Source organism: Prolixibacter denitrificans (genome assembly GCF_003014495.1).
In the GTDB taxonomy this organism is placed as follows: domain Bacteria; phylum Bacteroidota; class Bacteroidia; order Bacteroidales; family Prolixibacteraceae; genus Prolixibacter; species Prolixibacter denitrificans.
In genome coordinates, this window is record NZ_PYGC01000017.1 from 24,548 (window position 1) to 39,766 (window position 15,219).

17 protein-coding genes are annotated in these 15,219 nt (G+C 46.9%); 4 read left to right on the forward strand and 13 right to left on the reverse strand.

Features of this window, described 5'->3' with window-relative positions; translation table 11 throughout:
• Positions 1-195 precede the first annotated feature (195 nt).
• Positions 196-1,626: a radical SAM/SPASM domain-containing protein gene (locus CLV93_RS19335; RefSeq protein ID WP_106543878.1), complete on the forward strand. Its 1,431-nt coding sequence runs from the start codon at positions 196-198 to the stop codon at positions 1,624-1,626.
• Between the two features lie 54 nt (positions 1,627-1,680).
• Here the strand turns inward: CLV93_RS19335 and CLV93_RS19340 are convergent, their stop codons facing one another.
• The 13 genes from CLV93_RS19340 to CLV93_RS19400 all read right to left on the reverse strand — a co-directional run bounded on the left by CLV93_RS19340 (position 1,681) and on the right by CLV93_RS19400 (position 12,302).
• Complete coding sequence (locus CLV93_RS19340) at positions 1,681-1,974, reverse strand: hypothetical protein (RefSeq protein WP_106543879.1); 294 nt, start codon at positions 1,972-1,974, stop codon at positions 1,681-1,683.
• A 10-nt stretch (positions 1,975-1,984) separates the two neighbouring features.
• Positions 1,985-3,397 carry an NADH-quinone oxidoreductase subunit N gene (locus tag CLV93_RS19345; RefSeq protein WP_106543880.1) on the reverse strand — a complete coding sequence of 471 codons (1,413 nt, stop codon included), beginning with the start codon at positions 3,395-3,397 and terminating at the stop codon, positions 1,985-1,987.
• 60 nt (positions 3,398-3,457) lie between these two features.
• The gene (locus CLV93_RS19350; protein WP_106543881.1) at positions 3,458-4,954 is read right to left on the reverse strand and encodes a complex I subunit 4 family protein; all 1,497 of its coding nucleotides are present in this window, start codon (positions 4,952-4,954) and stop codon (positions 3,458-3,460) included.
• Positions 4,955-4,956: 2 nt separating this feature from the next.
• The gene (nuoL, locus tag CLV93_RS19355) at positions 4,957-6,891 is read right to left on the reverse strand and encodes an NADH-quinone oxidoreductase subunit L (RefSeq protein WP_106543882.1); all 1,935 of its coding nucleotides are present in this window, start codon (positions 6,889-6,891) and stop codon (positions 4,957-4,959) included.
• Between the two features lie 3 nt (positions 6,892-6,894).
• On the reverse strand, positions 6,895-7,209 hold the full coding sequence (gene nuoK, locus CLV93_RS19360; protein ID WP_106543883.1) for an NADH-quinone oxidoreductase subunit NuoK: 315 nt from the start codon (positions 7,207-7,209) through the stop codon (positions 6,895-6,897).
• A 4-nt stretch (positions 7,210-7,213) separates the two neighbouring features.
• A complete protein-coding gene (locus CLV93_RS19365; RefSeq protein WP_106543884.1) occupies positions 7,214-7,726 on the reverse strand; it encodes an NADH-quinone oxidoreductase subunit J family protein in 513 nt (170 codons plus the stop codon).
• Positions 7,723-8,202 (reverse strand): 4Fe-4S binding protein, encoded by a 480-nt coding sequence (locus tag CLV93_RS19370; protein WP_106543885.1) that lies wholly within the window; start codon positions 8,200-8,202, stop codon positions 7,723-7,725. Before CLV93_RS19370 ends, CLV93_RS19365 begins: the two co-directional genes overlap by 4 nt.
• A 15-nt stretch (positions 8,203-8,217) precedes the next feature.
• Positions 8,218-9,303 (reverse strand): NADH-quinone oxidoreductase subunit NuoH, encoded by a 1,086-nt coding sequence (nuoH, locus tag CLV93_RS19375; protein WP_106543886.1) that lies wholly within the window; start codon positions 9,301-9,303, stop codon positions 8,218-8,220.
• Positions 9,304-9,318: 15 nt separating this feature from the next.
• On the reverse strand, positions 9,319-10,428 hold the full coding sequence (locus CLV93_RS19380) for an NADH-quinone oxidoreductase subunit D (RefSeq protein ID WP_106543887.1): 1,110 nt from the start codon (positions 10,426-10,428) through the stop codon (positions 9,319-9,321).
• Between the two features lie 9 nt (positions 10,429-10,437).
• Entirely contained in the window at positions 10,438-10,893 is a 456-nt protein-coding gene (locus CLV93_RS19385; RefSeq protein WP_106543888.1) for an NADH-quinone oxidoreductase subunit C, read from the reverse strand.
• Positions 10,886-11,437: an NADH-quinone oxidoreductase subunit B gene (locus CLV93_RS19390; protein WP_106543889.1), complete on the reverse strand. Its 552-nt coding sequence runs from the start codon at positions 11,435-11,437 to the stop codon at positions 10,886-10,888. The genes CLV93_RS19385 and CLV93_RS19390 overlap by 8 nt, the downstream gene beginning before the upstream one ends.
• On the reverse strand, positions 11,428-11,778 hold the full coding sequence (locus tag CLV93_RS19395; protein WP_106543890.1) for an NADH-quinone oxidoreductase subunit A: 351 nt from the start codon (positions 11,776-11,778) through the stop codon (positions 11,428-11,430). The genes CLV93_RS19390 and CLV93_RS19395 overlap by 10 nt, the downstream gene beginning before the upstream one ends.
• A 143-nt stretch (positions 11,779-11,921) precedes the next feature.
• Complete coding sequence (locus tag CLV93_RS19400; RefSeq protein WP_106543891.1) at positions 11,922-12,302, reverse strand: hypothetical protein; 381 nt, start codon at positions 12,300-12,302, stop codon at positions 11,922-11,924.
• A 480-nt stretch (positions 12,303-12,782) separates the two neighbouring features.
• Here CLV93_RS19400 and CLV93_RS19405 point away from each other — a divergent pair, with 480 nt between their 5' ends.
• The 3 genes from CLV93_RS19405 (at position 12,783) to CLV93_RS19415 (ending at position 15,089) form a co-directional block, all read left to right on the forward strand.
• Entirely contained in the window at positions 12,783-13,235 is a 453-nt protein-coding gene (locus tag CLV93_RS19405; RefSeq protein WP_106543892.1) for a PepSY-like domain-containing protein, read from the forward strand.
• A 111-nt stretch (positions 13,236-13,346) separates the two neighbouring features.
• Positions 13,347-14,066, forward strand: a complete 720-nt coding sequence (locus tag CLV93_RS19410; protein ID WP_146142092.1) for a hypothetical protein — start codon at positions 13,347-13,349, stop codon at positions 14,064-14,066.
• A gap of 30 nt (positions 14,067-14,096) precedes the next feature.
• Positions 14,097-15,089, forward strand: coding sequence for a hypothetical protein (locus CLV93_RS19415; RefSeq protein ID WP_146142093.1), 993 nt, complete (start codon positions 14,097-14,099; stop codon positions 15,087-15,089).
• Positions 15,090-15,219 lie beyond the last annotated feature (130 nt).

Below are 15,219 nucleotides of genomic sequence, written 5' to 3' on the forward strand. Positions count from 1 at the left end.
ATAACAGACATCGGGCATTTATCATTCACCAGCCTCGCTTTTCGTACCCCGATAGCGTACTCAGAACAACTTATAGCGTTTACCTCTGCTATCACAACCATGTTACATTTTATTGTAAAACAATTATTTAGATTTCTTCTAATTGCCTGATCAGATAATAATTAGTAACTTTTCATTTCACCAAAATGACGGATAATGGCACTTAAAAACAAAGTTTTTAGCCTGGCCGTAAATACAGCAATTACTAACCGAATTTTCCGAAACATTGCTTCACAAAAACTGGACAGGTATCTACACAAAGCATTTCTAGCTGCTGAAAGTAATGCACTTCCCACCATGCTGGAGAAACGCTATCAGTTTGTTTCAGCTATGCTTCAAGGCATCAAAAACAACCTGGATAAAGGCTATATTTCTCCGGCTACGATGAAAAAAATGCTCAGCGTTTTCATCGGCGAAGACTTGAAGACCGACCGGCTTGAGAAAAAGAATAACGCGAGAGAAATTTACTTTCAAAAATACGGTGAATATCCGCCAGCCTTTTGCGTGCTGTCACCTACGCAAGCCTGTAACCTGAACTGCGACGGTTGCTATGCGGTGAGTGACGAGACGGCTAATCATCGTCTTTCATATGAAACCGTTCGGCATATTGTCAGGGATGTGCACGATATCTTTGGCAGCCGGTTCATGACCATTAGCGGCGGTGAGCCTTTCATTTATAAGGATTCAGGAAAAACATTGCTTGACCTGTTCGAAGAGTTCAACGATATGTTCTTCCTTATTTACACCAACGGCACACTAATTACCAAAGAAGTAGCACAACGGCTGGCACAACTGGGAAACGTAACACCTGCCATTTCGGTAGAAGGGTATCAACATCAAACCGATGAACGCAGAGGCACTGGCATTCATTCTCAAGTAGTGGATGCAATGGCTAATTTACGGGAGGCCGGCGTACCGTTTGGCATTTCGGTGACCGCGACGAAAAAGAATGTCAATATTTTGCTCGACGACTATTTTTACGACTACTTCTTTGGTCAATTGGGAGCAACCTATATGTGGCAGTTCCAGATGATGCCGGTAGGTCGTGGAAAGGAATTGCTCGATTTGATGATTACGCCCCGTCAACGGGTCGAACTTTACCACATGTGGGAAAAACTTATCGAACAGAAGCGCTATTGTGTCGCCGACTTTTGGAACAGCGGTGCTTTAACTGAAGGTTGCCTGGCTTACGGGCGTTGGGGTGGTTATTTCTACATCAACTGGGATGGGAAGATGATGCCTTGCGTTTTCGTGCCTTTTTACCAGGATAACGTGAATGATTTGTATGCCGAAGGGAAAACACTAGCTGATGGACTCCATTCGAAACTGATGAAGAATGGGCGCAAATGGCAGCACGAATACGGCTTTGAGAACGGACATCACCGGGAAAATATCCTCATGCCCTGTTCTATCAAAGACAATTTCGATAACTTCCGTAAGAATATCCTGCCGGATGAAGCCATCCCGGAAAATCCACAAGCAGAGGTAATTCGTACCGATGAAGAGTATTACCGGTTTCTGACTGAATACGACCGCGAACTCTCGCATCTGACAGAAGAAATCTGGCAAAAAACCTATCTGGCTTAGCCGAAAAAACAACAGAGACAAACCGATGGGTTTGCCTCTGTTTTGTACCCTGAGTTAATGCGACTCTACGAGCATTTTAGCCGGCTGTTTCCAAACTTCAGGTGTAATAACTTTCCCTTCCTTCGTTTTTAAATAGCGGCCATTTATCGCCATCTCAGTATTGAATAAAAGATCAGTAACACCAACGTCGAACGATTCATCACCCTTTTGGGCAACTTCCACTTCGTACCCGTTGAATGTCAGTATTGATTTGAGGTATTCGGCACGTTCGGAATTGACTGATTGTTCCACAATGGAACAGCGAACGTTATTGATTTCACCAACTTGATGATGTGTGTTAATAGCCATAACCTTTCATTTAAAGTTGTGAACTGATGCTGTCGATGTATTGATAGAATACGCCTGCAAAGCCAAGTACAATAATACCAATCAGACAAACTGCCAGCACAAAATTGGTCAGCAGACTCTTCTTGATAATCGGCATGCGTTCCTCTTCCTTATCGATGAACATCGCTTTTACTACGCGTAGATAAGTGTACAGCGACAATACCAGGTTGATGGTTGCAAAGCCAAGCAACACGTACATTCCAGAGCCCATTCCGGAAGTTAGCAGGAACAGCTTACCGAAGAATCCGGCTGTCGGTGGGACACCCGCCAGCGAAAACAATGCGACCGTGAAAATGATGGCATAAAACGGATTCGATTTGTATAATCCCTTGTAATCGCTGATGGTTACTTTGCCTGTTTCGTCAGAGATTGCTTCCACAATGCTGAAGAGTGCAATATTGCTTAACAGGTAAATCACCAAGAAGTAAACCACCGAGTCAGTTCCCATATTGGACGCACCGGCAATACCAACCAGCACGAATCCCACCTGTGCAATGGATGAGAAGGCCAGGAAGCGCTTGAGGTTTTGCTGCCGCAAAGCGAAGATGTTTCCTACCGTCATACTCATAACCGAAAGCACACTGATAGCCAACAGCCACGCATTTTCCAGTTTCCCGAAAACGGTGTAAAGTACTGTAATGAAAATGAAGATAACCGAACCTTTCGATACGACGGCCAGGTAATTGGTGACCGGCGTCGGGGCTCCTTCGAAAACATCGGCCGTCCACATGTGGAATGGAACGATGGACATCTTGAAGGAGAATCCTGCCAGGATAAATACGAAAGCAGTCAGGGTTAAAGCATCTTCATGGATGTGCTGAATGATGGCATCGAAACCAAGGTTGCCAACCGCTCCGTACAACAGCGAAATCCCGAAAAGGGTAATTCCGGTAGAGAAAGCTGATGACAAAATGTATTTGACACCTGCTTCTGACGATTTCCGGCTGTCGGTGTTGAATGCAGCCAGTGCAGCCAGTGGCAATGACGAAAGTTCCAGTCCGAGGTACAATACCAAAATGTGACCACTGGAAAGCATTACATACATTCCCAGCACACTGGAAAACATGAGCATGAAAAACTCTGCCGGCCGTTTTGATTCGATAATCCACTGTTTCGCCGAAAAGGCAATCAGCAACAGTCCCAGGTTCAGGATATTCTTTTCCAGCACAATCAACGCTGTGGTGTGGTAAAATCCCTGAAACAGGTAACCATCTTTGATGGGAATAAATCCGGCCACAAAGTTGATGATGAGCATCACATTGACGATGTTCATGAAGCGTTCGGGCTTTTTGTCTACTCCCATGAGATTGAGGATGAACAGCACCACAATCATCAGGGAGATTAGCCACTCGAAACGCATGATTATAATTGATTCGTTAATCATCTTTCAATTGTATTCCGTTGTTAACATTGAAATTTTCTATCCTTTTTCCGAAGTCCACTCTTATCCTGCATGCAGATGGTTAAAAATTTCCTGAACATCGGCATTAATGAGATGCATGAAAAGGAACGGGGCCAAACCAATCAACACAATGCCCACGATGAGAATCACCGCAGCCCAACGTTCGTTCCAGCTGGCATCTTTTAATAAAGCGTATTCCTTTCTGGTAATGGTTCCCCAGATAGCAAACCCGGTTGCCCGGAGAATATATACCGCTGTAATCACAATGGAAGCAGCTGCCAGAATGGTAGCAACCCGGTAGAAAATACCGGTGTGTACCCACGAACCGACAAATACCGTCATCTCGGAAACGAAACCGCTGAATCCCGGCAAACCAAGCGACGTTAAACCGGCAATGATGAAAACAGTCCCGATGAAAGGCATCTGCTTTAGTACACCGCCAAGTTCATTGCTCATTCGGGTGTGTGCCCGGTCGTATATCATTCCAATAGCGGCAAAGAAGAGGGCTGTCATGATACCGTGTGATACCATCTGCAACACTGCTCCGGCAAAAGCCACTTTCGTAATCATCGCAACACCCAGCACCACAAAACCAACGTGGCTTACCGATGAGTATGCGTTCATGTATTTCAAATCCTTTTGCATCAGTGTGGCCAAAGCGCCGTAGAAAATAGCGATAGTTGCCAGGATGATGAAAATCCAGGAATATTCGCGGGCTGCATCGGGCATCAGGTAAGTAGCTACGCGCAGCAAACCGTAACCTCCGAGCTTCATGGAAATACCGGCAAGGAACATCGAAGCCGCTGTCGGTGCGGAAGAGTGACCATCGGGTGCCCATGTGTGAAACGGGAACATACCGGTAAACACCCCAAATCCAATGAAGGTGAGGAAATAGAGAATCACCTGAACATTCATGGGCAGATGCATGTGCGACAGCTTCATGATATCCCAAGTGTGCTCGCCGCCAAACCAGCCCGAAGCAAAGTAAAGTCCAACAATTCCCAGGAAGACCAAGGCCGAACCGGTCATCAGCATCAAAGCCAGTTTCATGGCATTGTTCTCTTTCTTTCCGGTTCCCCAAATCCCGATAAGGAGATACTTAGGAATCACCGCCAGTTCGAGGAAGAAGAACATGGAAAACAGGTTAAGCGAAATGAAGAACCCGTAGGCTCCAACACTCAACAGCAACAGCATGAAGAAAAACTCTTTCACCTGCTTTTCAATTTTCCAGGAAACCAGCACACCGGCCAGTACAACAACTGCGGTCAGTAAAATCATCACCAGCGATATGCCATCCACACCAATGTGGTAGTTGATGCCTAGCGGCCGAAACCAAACACGTGATGATTCGAACAGCATTTGTGCTGTTGCTCCGGCATGGCGTAACGAAACATATTGTGCCGTCAGCCAACTGGCAAAAATCACCTGAAGCGCACTTCCTGCCAGCGTAATTTTCCGGATGAGTTGATCGCTTTTAACCAGCAGAATACCTACGACGGTCAAAAGCGGTATGAGTATCAGTAGAGACAGAATATTCATCGTTATGCGAATTTATAGAGTAACAATACCACCAGAAGCAGTACGCCACCAAAGAAATACATGGTGTAAGCCTGCAGTTTTCCGGATTGAACACGCTTAATGGCATGCGACAAAGCAATCGTCAGGCTACCGGTTTTTTGAACCGTGCCATCAACTACATTGCGGTCGAACCAGGCTGACGGCCTTCCCATCAATTTGAAGACAATCTTTTTGGTGATGAACAAGTATATTTCGTCGATATAAAATTTCCGGTAAGCAGCACGGTAGAAACCTCCCAGTGCGTTGACAATCCGTTGCGGTACATCCGATTCTTTCCGGTAAAGAATAGCGGCAGCCACAATACTCAGAACACCTAATCCTACCGGGAGAATGATATGACTCAATTCGATAGGCAGTTCCAGTGGTTTTCCTGTAGCACTAATAAAATCACCGAAAGGAATAAATCCGCCAAATACAGCTCCAACAGCCAGTAACATCATCGGAATCATCATGGCCCACTCACCCTTCTCATGGTTATGCGCATGAGCATCGGGTGTTTTGTGCCAGAAAATCATGAAGTATAAACGGAAGATGTAGAAGGCAGTCAATGTACCGGCAATCAATCCAACCCAATAAATGATCGGATTACTTTGTTCTGCTGCGCTAAAAATGGCTTCCTTACTAAAGAATCCTGCAAAAGGAGGAATTCCGGAAATGGCCAGAGCTGCCAGCAAGAAGGTAATATGCGTGATGGGCATCGACTTCCGCAAGCCTCCCATATCTTTCATCTCGTTACTGTGAACGGCATGAATAATGGAACCAGCTCCCAGGAAAAGCAGTGCTTTAAAGGAGGCATGGGTGAAAAGGTGGAACATACCGGCAGTAAAGCCTTCTGTTTTGCCGGGTCCCCATCCGGCTACTCCCAACGCAAACAGCATAAAGCCAATCTGCGAAATGGTGGAATAAGCCAGCACCTTCTTGATATCGGTTTGCGTACATGCAATCGTAGCTGCAAACAGTGCGGTAAATGCTCCCACGTAACCGACAACAGTCAAAGCATCGGGTGCGCCCACAGCAAATATCGGGAACAAACGAGCTACCAGGTAAACACCAGCCACGACCATCGTTGCGGCGTGAATCAAAGCAGAAATCGGTGTTGGACCTTCCATGGCATCAGGTAACCAGATGTGGAACGGAAACATCGCCGATTTACCGGCACCGCCAATGAAGACCAGAATCAGTGCCCAGGTCAGCGTGCTCATGCCCAGAAAGGACGCTCCGGTCATGGCCACCAAATAGGATGAACCCGGATGTGAAAGCCGGTCAATCAGGGTAAAGAAATCGTAACTGTGTGCGCCATAACCCAGCATCAGGATTCCAATCAGGAATCCCAGGTCGGCAAAGCGGGTTACGATAAACGCTTTCTTGGCAGCAGCCACAGCCGACGGACGACTGAAGTAGAAACCTATGAGCAGATACGATGATACGCCTACCAGCTCCCAGAAGATGTACATCTGGAAAATGTTGGTCGAAAGCACCAGTCCCAGCATGGTGAAAGTGAACAGTCCGAGGTAAGCATAGTAAGTTGTATACCGCTCCTCCCCTTTCATATACCCCAAACTGTAGACGTGCACCATCGTCGAAACAAACGTAACGACCAGCAACATCATCACAGAAATGGGATCGAGAACCAGTCCCAGGTTAATGGACAGATCAGAGTTAAACGGTAACCAGTTCAGTTGCGCTGTCAGGTACGGGATGAATTCCCCTCCCTGCTTTCCGATAGCGAAAAAGTAATCATAAGCGGTTATCAGCGCAAGAACCAGCGAAGCTCCTAAAATCACCGAGCCAATCACTCCCGAGAAGCGGACCGAAATATGCTTTCCGGCCAGCCCCAGCAACAGGAAGCTGAGCAGCGGCAATAACGGTATGAGTAGTACAATATTATCTAAAGTCATAGCTTAGAATTTCATGGTGTCAACTTCCTCAACATCGACGGTATTGAACTTGCGGAACAGGTTGATGATGATGGCAATCGCCAGCGAAACCTCGGCCGCAGCTACCGCGATGATAAAGAGGGTGAAAAATATTCCTTCCAGCTGATTCGGAAACAGGTACTTGTTGAACGCGATAAAATTGATGTTCACGCTGTTCAGAATCAGTTCCACCGACATGAGCATGGTAATCATGTTACGCCGGGTGAAAAATCCATAAATCCCCAGGAAAAACAGGGCCGAACTGAGAATCAGCAAATGTGCTAATGGTACTTGTTCCATAACGTTATTTCTTTTGAATTTTCACTGCAATCACAATACATCCCACCAGTGCCGCCAGCAGCAAAAAGCTGACAATCTCAAACGGGTAAACATATCCATGGTGATGGTAATCGAGCATTTGCCGTCCGATGCTTCGGGCTGAATGATCGATTCCCGCCTCAGTCGTTACTTTGAATGCAGTCTTGTAAAAAACTCCCAACACGACAATCAAACCGAAAGCAGCCATACTAGCTCCAGCCACAATTCGTTTGAAAAGAGGCTTCGGCAGCTTGTCTCCTGCCTGATGTGTCAGGAAAATCGAAAAGATAATCAGGACGATGATCCCGCCCACGTAGATTAACACCTGCAGTGCCGCGATGAAATCCATGTTCATCAGAATATAAATTCCGGCAATCCCAATCAGGGAAAAGAGTAGGTATATCGCCGCGCGGAATATCTTCCGGGTAAAAACGCTCATCGCACCAAAAACAAGCACAAGAGCCGAAACGATATAAAATATGATGGTTGATGCACTCATTTCTTTGCGCTTTTTAGTTTTGAACCAGGTTGATTGAGCACCTTGGTAAGTACTTTCCGGTCGTAAACCGAATGTTCGAAGGCGTTGGACATTTTAATCGCATCCTGCGGGCATGCATCGATGCATTGACCACAAAACGTGCAAAGTCCCAAGTGATAGACCCACTTGTCCAATTCCTTTTTCTTTTTGCCCTCCGGCGTTACCACCTGTTGTGTAATGATTTTGATGGAACCGTTGGGACAGTTCATCTCACAAATGGTACAGCCGGTACACAAGTGCTCGTTATTCTCGTCGTGCGGAAGAACCACTTCGCCCTGAAACCGGTCAGGAATGTATAGGGTGTCGCGGTTTTCCGGATATTGTTCCGTCAGGATCTTCTTCGGATGCACCAGGTAGTGCCCGGTCAGCATCATCCCTTTCCAGAGAGAAGAAAATCCGTACCAGATTGCTCTGAAATATTGATATATGCTATTCATCTTACCCTCCTTCGTTTACAGATACCATCCCATCAGGGCAATGAATGCCGCAAACAGAACATTGATTATACTTACGGGAAGCAGGTATTTCCACTCCAGTTTCAACAGCTGGTCGATACGCAGCCGCGGGAAAGTCCAGCGGAACCAAACAATCAGGAACAGGATGAAGAACGTCTTGCCGAAGAACCAGACAATTCCGGGAATGTAATCCATGAAATGGTTGAATCCTTCGAGTCCGGCAATGTGGAACGGCATCCAGCCTCCGAGAAAAACAGTAGCGGCTACCATCGACAATACAAACATGTTGGTATATTCCGAAAGGAAAAACATGGCGAACTGCATTCCCGAATATTCGGTGTGGTAACCGGCTGTCAACTCTGATTCTGCTTCCGCGAGGTCGAAAGGTGCGCGGTTCAGCTCTGCTGTACTGGTAATAATGAATGTTACGAAGGCGATGATTACCGGAATGTGTCCTTTAATCACCCACCAGCCGTCGGCTTGTGCCTGAACAATGCCGGAAATACTCAGTGTTCCGCTCATCATCACAACAACAATCAGTGCAAGTCCTCCCGATAGTTCGTAGCTCACAATCTGTGCTCCGCTTCGCATGGCGCCCAGCAACGAATATTTGTTGTTGCTCGACCAGCCGGCCATCAGAATCCCAATCACCGAAAGGGAACTGACCGCGGTAATATAAAATACCCCGATGTTGATGTCCCAAAGCTGAATGCCCCTGGCAAACGCAATGGGGACTATCGTCATGAAGCTCACGACAGTCACCACAAAAGGTGCCAGCTTGAACATCATCTTATCGGAATTCGTTGGAACCAAACACTCTTTCAATAACAACTTCATCACATCGGCAATGGCCTGCATCGATCCGTACTTTCCGACGCGCATCGGGCCAAGCCTCATCTGCATGAACCCGGCCAGTTTCCGCTCAGCGTAAACCATCAGAACGGCCATCGCTACTACCAGCAGAATGACGGCAACTCCGGCCAGCACCAGCTCGATTCCAAACGCTACGTGCGGATGGAAAATGCTGTTTAGCCAACTGTCAATGGCCCGGGTTATTTCTAATAATGATATGGATAATTGCATTTGTATCGTATTATCTTATCTGTCGATATCTGGAATAATTAAATCAAGCGTGGCCATCATCGAAACCATGTCACCTATTTTGGCGCCCTTCAACATCGGCCGCAAGGCATTCAGGTTCGAGAAGTTAGGCGTCCGGAACCTGACACGGTACGGCTCTTTCTTGCCGTCGCTCACGATGTAAACGCCCAGCTCGCCACGAGCTGTTTCCACCCGCTGATAATATTCGCCGGCCGGCAGTTTCACTACTCCTTTCAGCTTCTCACGGTAACTTCCTTCCGGGATGTTGTCGATAAGTTGCTCGATGATGCGAATCGACTGCTCCATCTCGGCGATGCGCAGCCAGTAACGGGCAAAGTTGTCACCCTTGTCATTCAAAACTTCCTCAAAATCAACCTTGTCGTAGCCATCGTAGGGATGCAATTTGCGAACATCGCACTTTACGCCGGAGGCGCGGGCGACGGGACCAGTACAACCCAATGAGATAGCATCTTCGGCCGTCAGTTTTCCAACGCCGCGGGTACGGGCCTGCAAAATGGCATTGCCGGTCAGCAACTGATCGTATTCGTGGAGGTTGCCTTTCAGCTGTTCAATCAGCTTTTTCACCTTTTTCACGAAATCGGGATGCAGGTCATTCACAACCCCACCCGGTGTGATGTAATTCATCGTCAGACGCGAGCCACAGGTTTCCTCGAAGATTTCCAGAATCATTTCGCGTTCGCGGAAAGCGTAGAAGAAAGGCGAAACAGCACCGAGGTCAAGTCCCAGTGCTCCCCACCACAACTGGTGCGATGCCAGACGGCTCAACTCGGCCATCAGTACGCGGATAACCTGCGCACGTGGCGGTGCTTCAACCTGCAGGCCTTTCTCAATAGCCAGCGAACAGGCCTGGTTGTTCATATGCGCCGAAAGGTAATCCATACGGCTGGTGAGGTAGATAAACTGTTTGTAGCCCAGTGCCTCCGACATTTTCTCGATGCCGCGGTGGATATACCCGAGGTGAGGCTTCGAATCGATGATGTCCTCACCGTCAAGCCACAGTTCCAGGCGTAATACTCCGTGCGTGGAAGGGTGCTGTGGACCAACGTTGATGACAAATTCGTCGCGTTTGATATCTTTTGTTTCCATAACAGTCAATTACAGGGATATAACATCGTCGTCCTGGTAATCCTTCCGAAGCGGATAACCTTTCCATTCGTTACTCATGAAAATGCGTCGCAAATGCGGATGTCCCGAGAAGCGAATGCCGAACAAGTCCCAGATTTCGTTCTCGTACATTTCGGCAGCTTTCCACAGCGGCTCCACCGACGGCAGCTCAGCATGGTCTCTGTCTTCCAGCTTAACCTTAATCTCCAAATCGTGGCGGTATGTAGTGGAAGTCATGTGGTAAACCATTTCAAAATGCGTTTGCCAATCGATAGCTGTTTCATCAAAAAGGAAATCGAATTTCGTGGCTTCGTCTTCCTTCAGCTTTTTAGCCACTTCAAAAATCTGATCCTTTTCCACCCAAAGCACAGGAAAATCGATGTTCTCTTCCTGCGTCATTCCCGGGAAGGTTTTCTCCAGGTAACTTTTCAGTTCTTCTTTAGTCATCGTTTTCCTTCTTTTTCGGTTTGTCAATCACGTAAGCTCTCGAATGCCGGATTTTCTCCTGCAACTTCATCATACCTTCCAACAGCGCTTCGGGACGAGGAGGACAACCCGGGATGTACACATCCACCGGGATGATATTATCCACGCCTCTCACAACCGTGTAGGAATTGTAGAAGAACGGCCCGCCGGTAATGGTGCAGGCGCCCATGGCAATTACATATTTCGGTTCCGGCATCTGGTTGTACAGACGTTTCAGTACCGGCGCCATTTTCTTGGTAATGGTTCCGGCTACGATAATCAGGTCAGCCTGACGAGGAGTAGCACGCGCTACCTCGAAGCCAAACCGCGACCAGTCGTACTTAGCCGATGCCGCCGACATCATTTCGATGGCGCAGCAGCTGGTTCCGAAGGTGAGTGGCCAAAGCGAGTTGCTTCGCGCCCAGTTGCTCAACTTATCGATATTCGAAACCAGGAAGTTGGTATTCCCCGACTCATCTTCGTAAATCTCGCCGGGAAACGGTTCGGGATTTTTATTTACATCCATGACAGGGCTTTCTTTTTATGGGCATATAACAGGCCCAGGAATAACACCAACACAAAAAATACAATCTCGATAAAAGCTACCATGCCAATTTCCTTGAACACAACAGCCCAGGGATAGAGAAAAGCTATCTCCACATCGAACAAAAGAAACACGAGGGCGAACAAATAGTAGCCCACATGAAACTGAACCCATGTTGTGCCCTGCGTTTCCATGCCGCATTCGTACGCCTCACCCTTTTCGGGATTATATCGCTTGAGCGAAAGCTTGTTGCCCAATCCAATTGCCAGCGCGGCAAAAGCGAAACCACAGAACATTAACAGTAGAATAGATACACTGCCCATGTTGTATAAATTTTTATTGATAAATGATGATTCACTGAAATCGGAATACCGGGTTGGGAATTCCATCAGATTGTTCTTCCCGGGAAAAAGAGATATCCGGCGAAGAATGGTGATCCGAACAGTCGGATCAGATCATAAGTGACTTATAAAAGAAGGGATTCAATGAAATAGATGAAATCATCCGTTTCATTGAGCGGGACGGTGTGCATCGCATGATCACTGAACGAACAGGTAACCGATTCCAGTTCCGTGTTCAAATCACGCTTCAGCACTACAAAATTTTTAAGGAGTTGAACTTCCAATTCCTGCTTGTTCTCGTCAACGCAAGTCAGAGCAGCAGGATCCGGCTCTTCGGTGAAGAAACCATGAGAAGTGGAACTATTGGCCATTTCAGGACTCCTGAATTCGGCCACGCGTTTTCTTGTCGAAAGCTCGTGTACCGCGTTGGTAAAATGAGCATACCCCACTGCGATTGGTATCAGCAGTAATAAAATGGCAATGATATTTTTAATCGCTTTCCTCACTTCTCAATCAATAACTCAGCTGCAAGTTTAACACAAATTGAAAGCCACTACACCCTGATTTAGTTATTTTTAACCATTCTAAGTAATGATAATTTATATCAACAAAACACACAGGCAATCATAAAGTCATTAATTTCAATAAATTAAATAACACAACACATCCATATACCTGCAAGGTTTCATATTGGAGACTGCTATTTATCATATCAGTATTAAGATTTGAGTAATCTCTAATTGTCGCTACTCTGTCATCCCAAATGACTGTCACTTATTTTATCCCACCCCCTTCGAAAAAAGCAATCTCCTTACCATTCATTCCCTGTTGTGAGCTCAGACAAGCACGAAATGGCAAATTCCCAAATCCCAATTGCCCCTGGAAAGATTTGAAAATTTCTAATGGGATGAGTCCAATCTGATCAACTTCAAAATTCCTTTAGAATTGGAAATTACGTTTGAGTCGTAATCAAAATTCAGGAAATTATGAAAACGACCTTAGTATTGCTTGCCTTTTTAGGAATGAGTCTTATTGCACACGCACAAAAAGTTGTGTTACCGAATGCTGTAGCTGATGCTTTCTCGCAGAAATTCCCCAATGCACAAAAAGTACACTGGAACCAGGAAGAAGCCGATGAATGGGAAGCAGAATTCTATCTGAATGGAACCGAAACCTCTGCGTCATTTAATCCGGCCGGAAGCTGGCTGGAAACCGAGACCGAAATCAGCAGACGTTCCCTTCCAACAGCGGTGAAGAATACGTTGGCCAGTCAGTTTGCCGGATACAAAACAGGAGAAGTAGCCATCATCGATTCACCCACTTTTTCCGGTTACGAAATTGAGCTGAAAAAGAAAGAGCAGGCTCTGGAAGTACAGGTGACCAAAGAAGGTGTACTGAAACATAAACGAATCCTGAAAGACGGAGAGGACAACGACTAACTGATGGCGCATTATTTCCTGTTGAAACGAACTTGCTTTTCCTGTACAAGTTGCTAACGAAACCGGATAACCCAACTAAAGAAATGCCTGTGTTGATGTAACGATCAATCGATGAAACAGACAATGAATTGGAAAAAAGCACTTCCGGTTTCGGTGGTGGTTTTTATGCTCACCATTTCGGCCGGTTATGGCCAGTTGAGCATCAGTATGGGATATGGCCTGCAAATTCCCGGTAGGCAGGATTTGAAGTTCAGGTACTACGAAAATGGGGTTCTGATGAAAAATCTGAAGACATCGAAGGCCATATCATCGTGGTCTCCGGTGTCGAACCTCAGCGTAACCTATTGGCACCATAAGATCGGATTTGATGTTAGCTATCTGAAATGGGAAAACAAGAGCCGTGGCGTTCGCTTTCTCACTGAGGAAACCCCACCGTTCACAAAAATGGAACAGTCGCGGAACCTGTTTTTGCTGAGTTTCCTTTCCAAAACCCGGAATCCTTTTCTGAAAAAAGGAGCTGAAGACAATGGCAGCTATGGTTACTGGGGCGCAGGAATCGGCGCCGGAATTACCGAAACGAATCCCGGCATGTTCCGCAGTGTGAAGCTGGCCATGCAGCTCTTGTACGGCGTTTCCATTAAACTGAATTCCCACGTCCGCTTTTTTACCGAGGCCAAATATCTGCTCGCTCACGATGCCGACAACGCTCCACCATCCTCCTTTACCGGCTGGAAAGTGGACACGTCGGGGCACCCGTTCCCCCTTCGTCCGCATCCGCACCTCGATACCCGGTTTTATAATCTGCAGTTCGGACTTCGCTTCCGATTATGATTTCCCTTTTACTTATCAGAATAGTTGACGATGAAAATAATCCGATTTAGCCTGTTCGTGTTGCTTTTGGCCGGAAGTAAAATGGTCATGGCGCAATCACCAAAGCAGGAAGATTTTAGACCGCACGGAAAGGCCGTCGTGCAGGCCTTCAGCAATTTTACCTATCGGCTGAGTAACTTCAAAGGCAAACCATCGTTCGACATATCGCGGGCTTACCTGGGATATGAATATGTTTTCAGCCAGAGGTTCTCGGGCAAGGTGATTTTCGACGCGGGCAGCCCCGATACGAGTGGCATCAAGTTGAATGCCGTATTGAAGAACGCTTACCTGCAGTACCACGACAATAACCTGAAGTTCCGGTTTGGCGTCATCCCAACCAGTGAGTTTCGGTTGCAGGAGAAATTCTGGGGACACCGCTATGTGGCGCGCACATTTATGGATGCATATCACTTTGGCCCGGAAGCCGACCTGGGGGCTTCACTTGCGTGGAAATGGTCGCCCTATGTTCAGTTCGATGCGTCGGTGCTGAATGGCGAGGGCCACCAAAAGCTGCAGCAAGACAGCGCCTTGATGTACACCGCCGGGCTGACCATTCAACCGATGAAGAACCTGTATGCCCGTTTTTACTTCGACCATATGAAGAAAAGCGTGTCGCAGAATACTTACTCCGCGTTTCTGGGGTATGCCGGCCCGAAGGTAACCGCCGGACTCGAGTATAATTACCAGTTGGCACATGCCAATGTGAACGACCAGGACCGTTCGGGGATTTCGCTCTATGCCACCATGCAACTGAAAAAACATTCGAACCTCTTTGTACGCTACGACAAGCTCTGGTCGAAACGAAACGATGGTGCGCTGGATGGCTGGGATGTGCTGGCCGACGGAAGGCTCTACCTGGCCGGAATTGAATTTCACCCGGCAAAGGGAGTAACGATTTCGCCCAACATGAGTGGCTGGTATCCGGTTCACGATACCCATCACATTGTTAGCCGGTTCAACCTGAGTCTACAATTCAAATTCTGATGTTGATCCAATTCATAATCCATGAATGAGCATAGTAATTACTTATCATCCATAAATCCATTTAAAATGATGAATCGAATTGTGTTATTTTTTCTTCTGAGCATGTTCATTGGTCAGGCTCAGGCTTCCA

Excerpts from the sequence above, each read along its gene's own strand:
- CLV93_RS19335 (WP_106543878.1), top strand. The coding sequence starts at position 196 with ATGGCACTTAAAAACAAAGTTTTTAGCCTGGCCGTAAATACAGCAATT.
- CLV93_RS19340 (WP_106543879.1), bottom strand. The coding sequence starts at position 1,974 with ATGGCTATTAACACACATCATCAAGTTGGTGAAATCAATAACGTTCGC.
- CLV93_RS19345 (WP_106543880.1), bottom strand. The coding sequence starts at position 3,397 with ATGATTAACGAATCAATTATAATCATGCGTTTCGAGTGGCTAATCTCC.
- CLV93_RS19350 (WP_106543881.1), bottom strand. The coding sequence starts at position 4,954 with ATGAATATTCTGTCTCTACTGATACTCATACCGCTTTTGACCGTCGTA.
- nuoL (WP_106543882.1), bottom strand. The coding sequence starts at position 6,891 with ATGACTTTAGATAATATTGTACTACTCATACCGTTATTGCCGCTGCTC.
- nuoK (WP_106543883.1), bottom strand. The coding sequence starts at position 7,209 with ATGGAACAAGTACCATTAGCACATTTGCTGATTCTCAGTTCGGCCCTG.
- CLV93_RS19365 (WP_106543884.1), bottom strand. The coding sequence starts at position 7,726 with ATGAGTGCATCAACCATCATATTTTATATCGTTTCGGCTCTTGTGCTT.
- CLV93_RS19370 (WP_106543885.1), bottom strand. The coding sequence starts at position 8,202 with ATGAATAGCATATATCAATATTTCAGAGCAATCTGGTACGGATTTTCT.
- nuoH (WP_106543886.1), bottom strand. The coding sequence starts at position 9,303 with ATGCAATTATCCATATCATTATTAGAAATAACCCGGGCCATTGACAGT.
- CLV93_RS19380 (WP_106543887.1), bottom strand. The coding sequence starts at position 10,428 with ATGGAAACAAAAGATATCAAACGCGACGAATTTGTCATCAACGTTGGT.
- CLV93_RS19385 (WP_106543888.1), bottom strand. The coding sequence starts at position 10,893 with ATGACTAAAGAAGAACTGAAAAGTTACCTGGAGAAAACCTTCCCGGGA.
- CLV93_RS19390 (WP_106543889.1), bottom strand. The coding sequence starts at position 11,437 with ATGGATGTAAATAAAAATCCCGAACCGTTTCCCGGCGAGATTTACGAA.
- CLV93_RS19395 (WP_106543890.1), bottom strand. The coding sequence starts at position 11,778 with ATGGGCAGTGTATCTATTCTACTGTTAATGTTCTGTGGTTTCGCTTTT.
- CLV93_RS19405 (WP_106543892.1), top strand. The coding sequence starts at position 12,783 with ATGAAAACGACCTTAGTATTGCTTGCCTTTTTAGGAATGAGTCTTATT.
- CLV93_RS19410 (WP_146142092.1), top strand. The coding sequence starts at position 13,347 with ATGAAACAGACAATGAATTGGAAAAAAGCACTTCCGGTTTCGGTGGTG.
- CLV93_RS19415 (WP_146142093.1), top strand. The coding sequence starts at position 14,097 with ATGAAAATAATCCGATTTAGCCTGTTCGTGTTGCTTTTGGCCGGAAGT.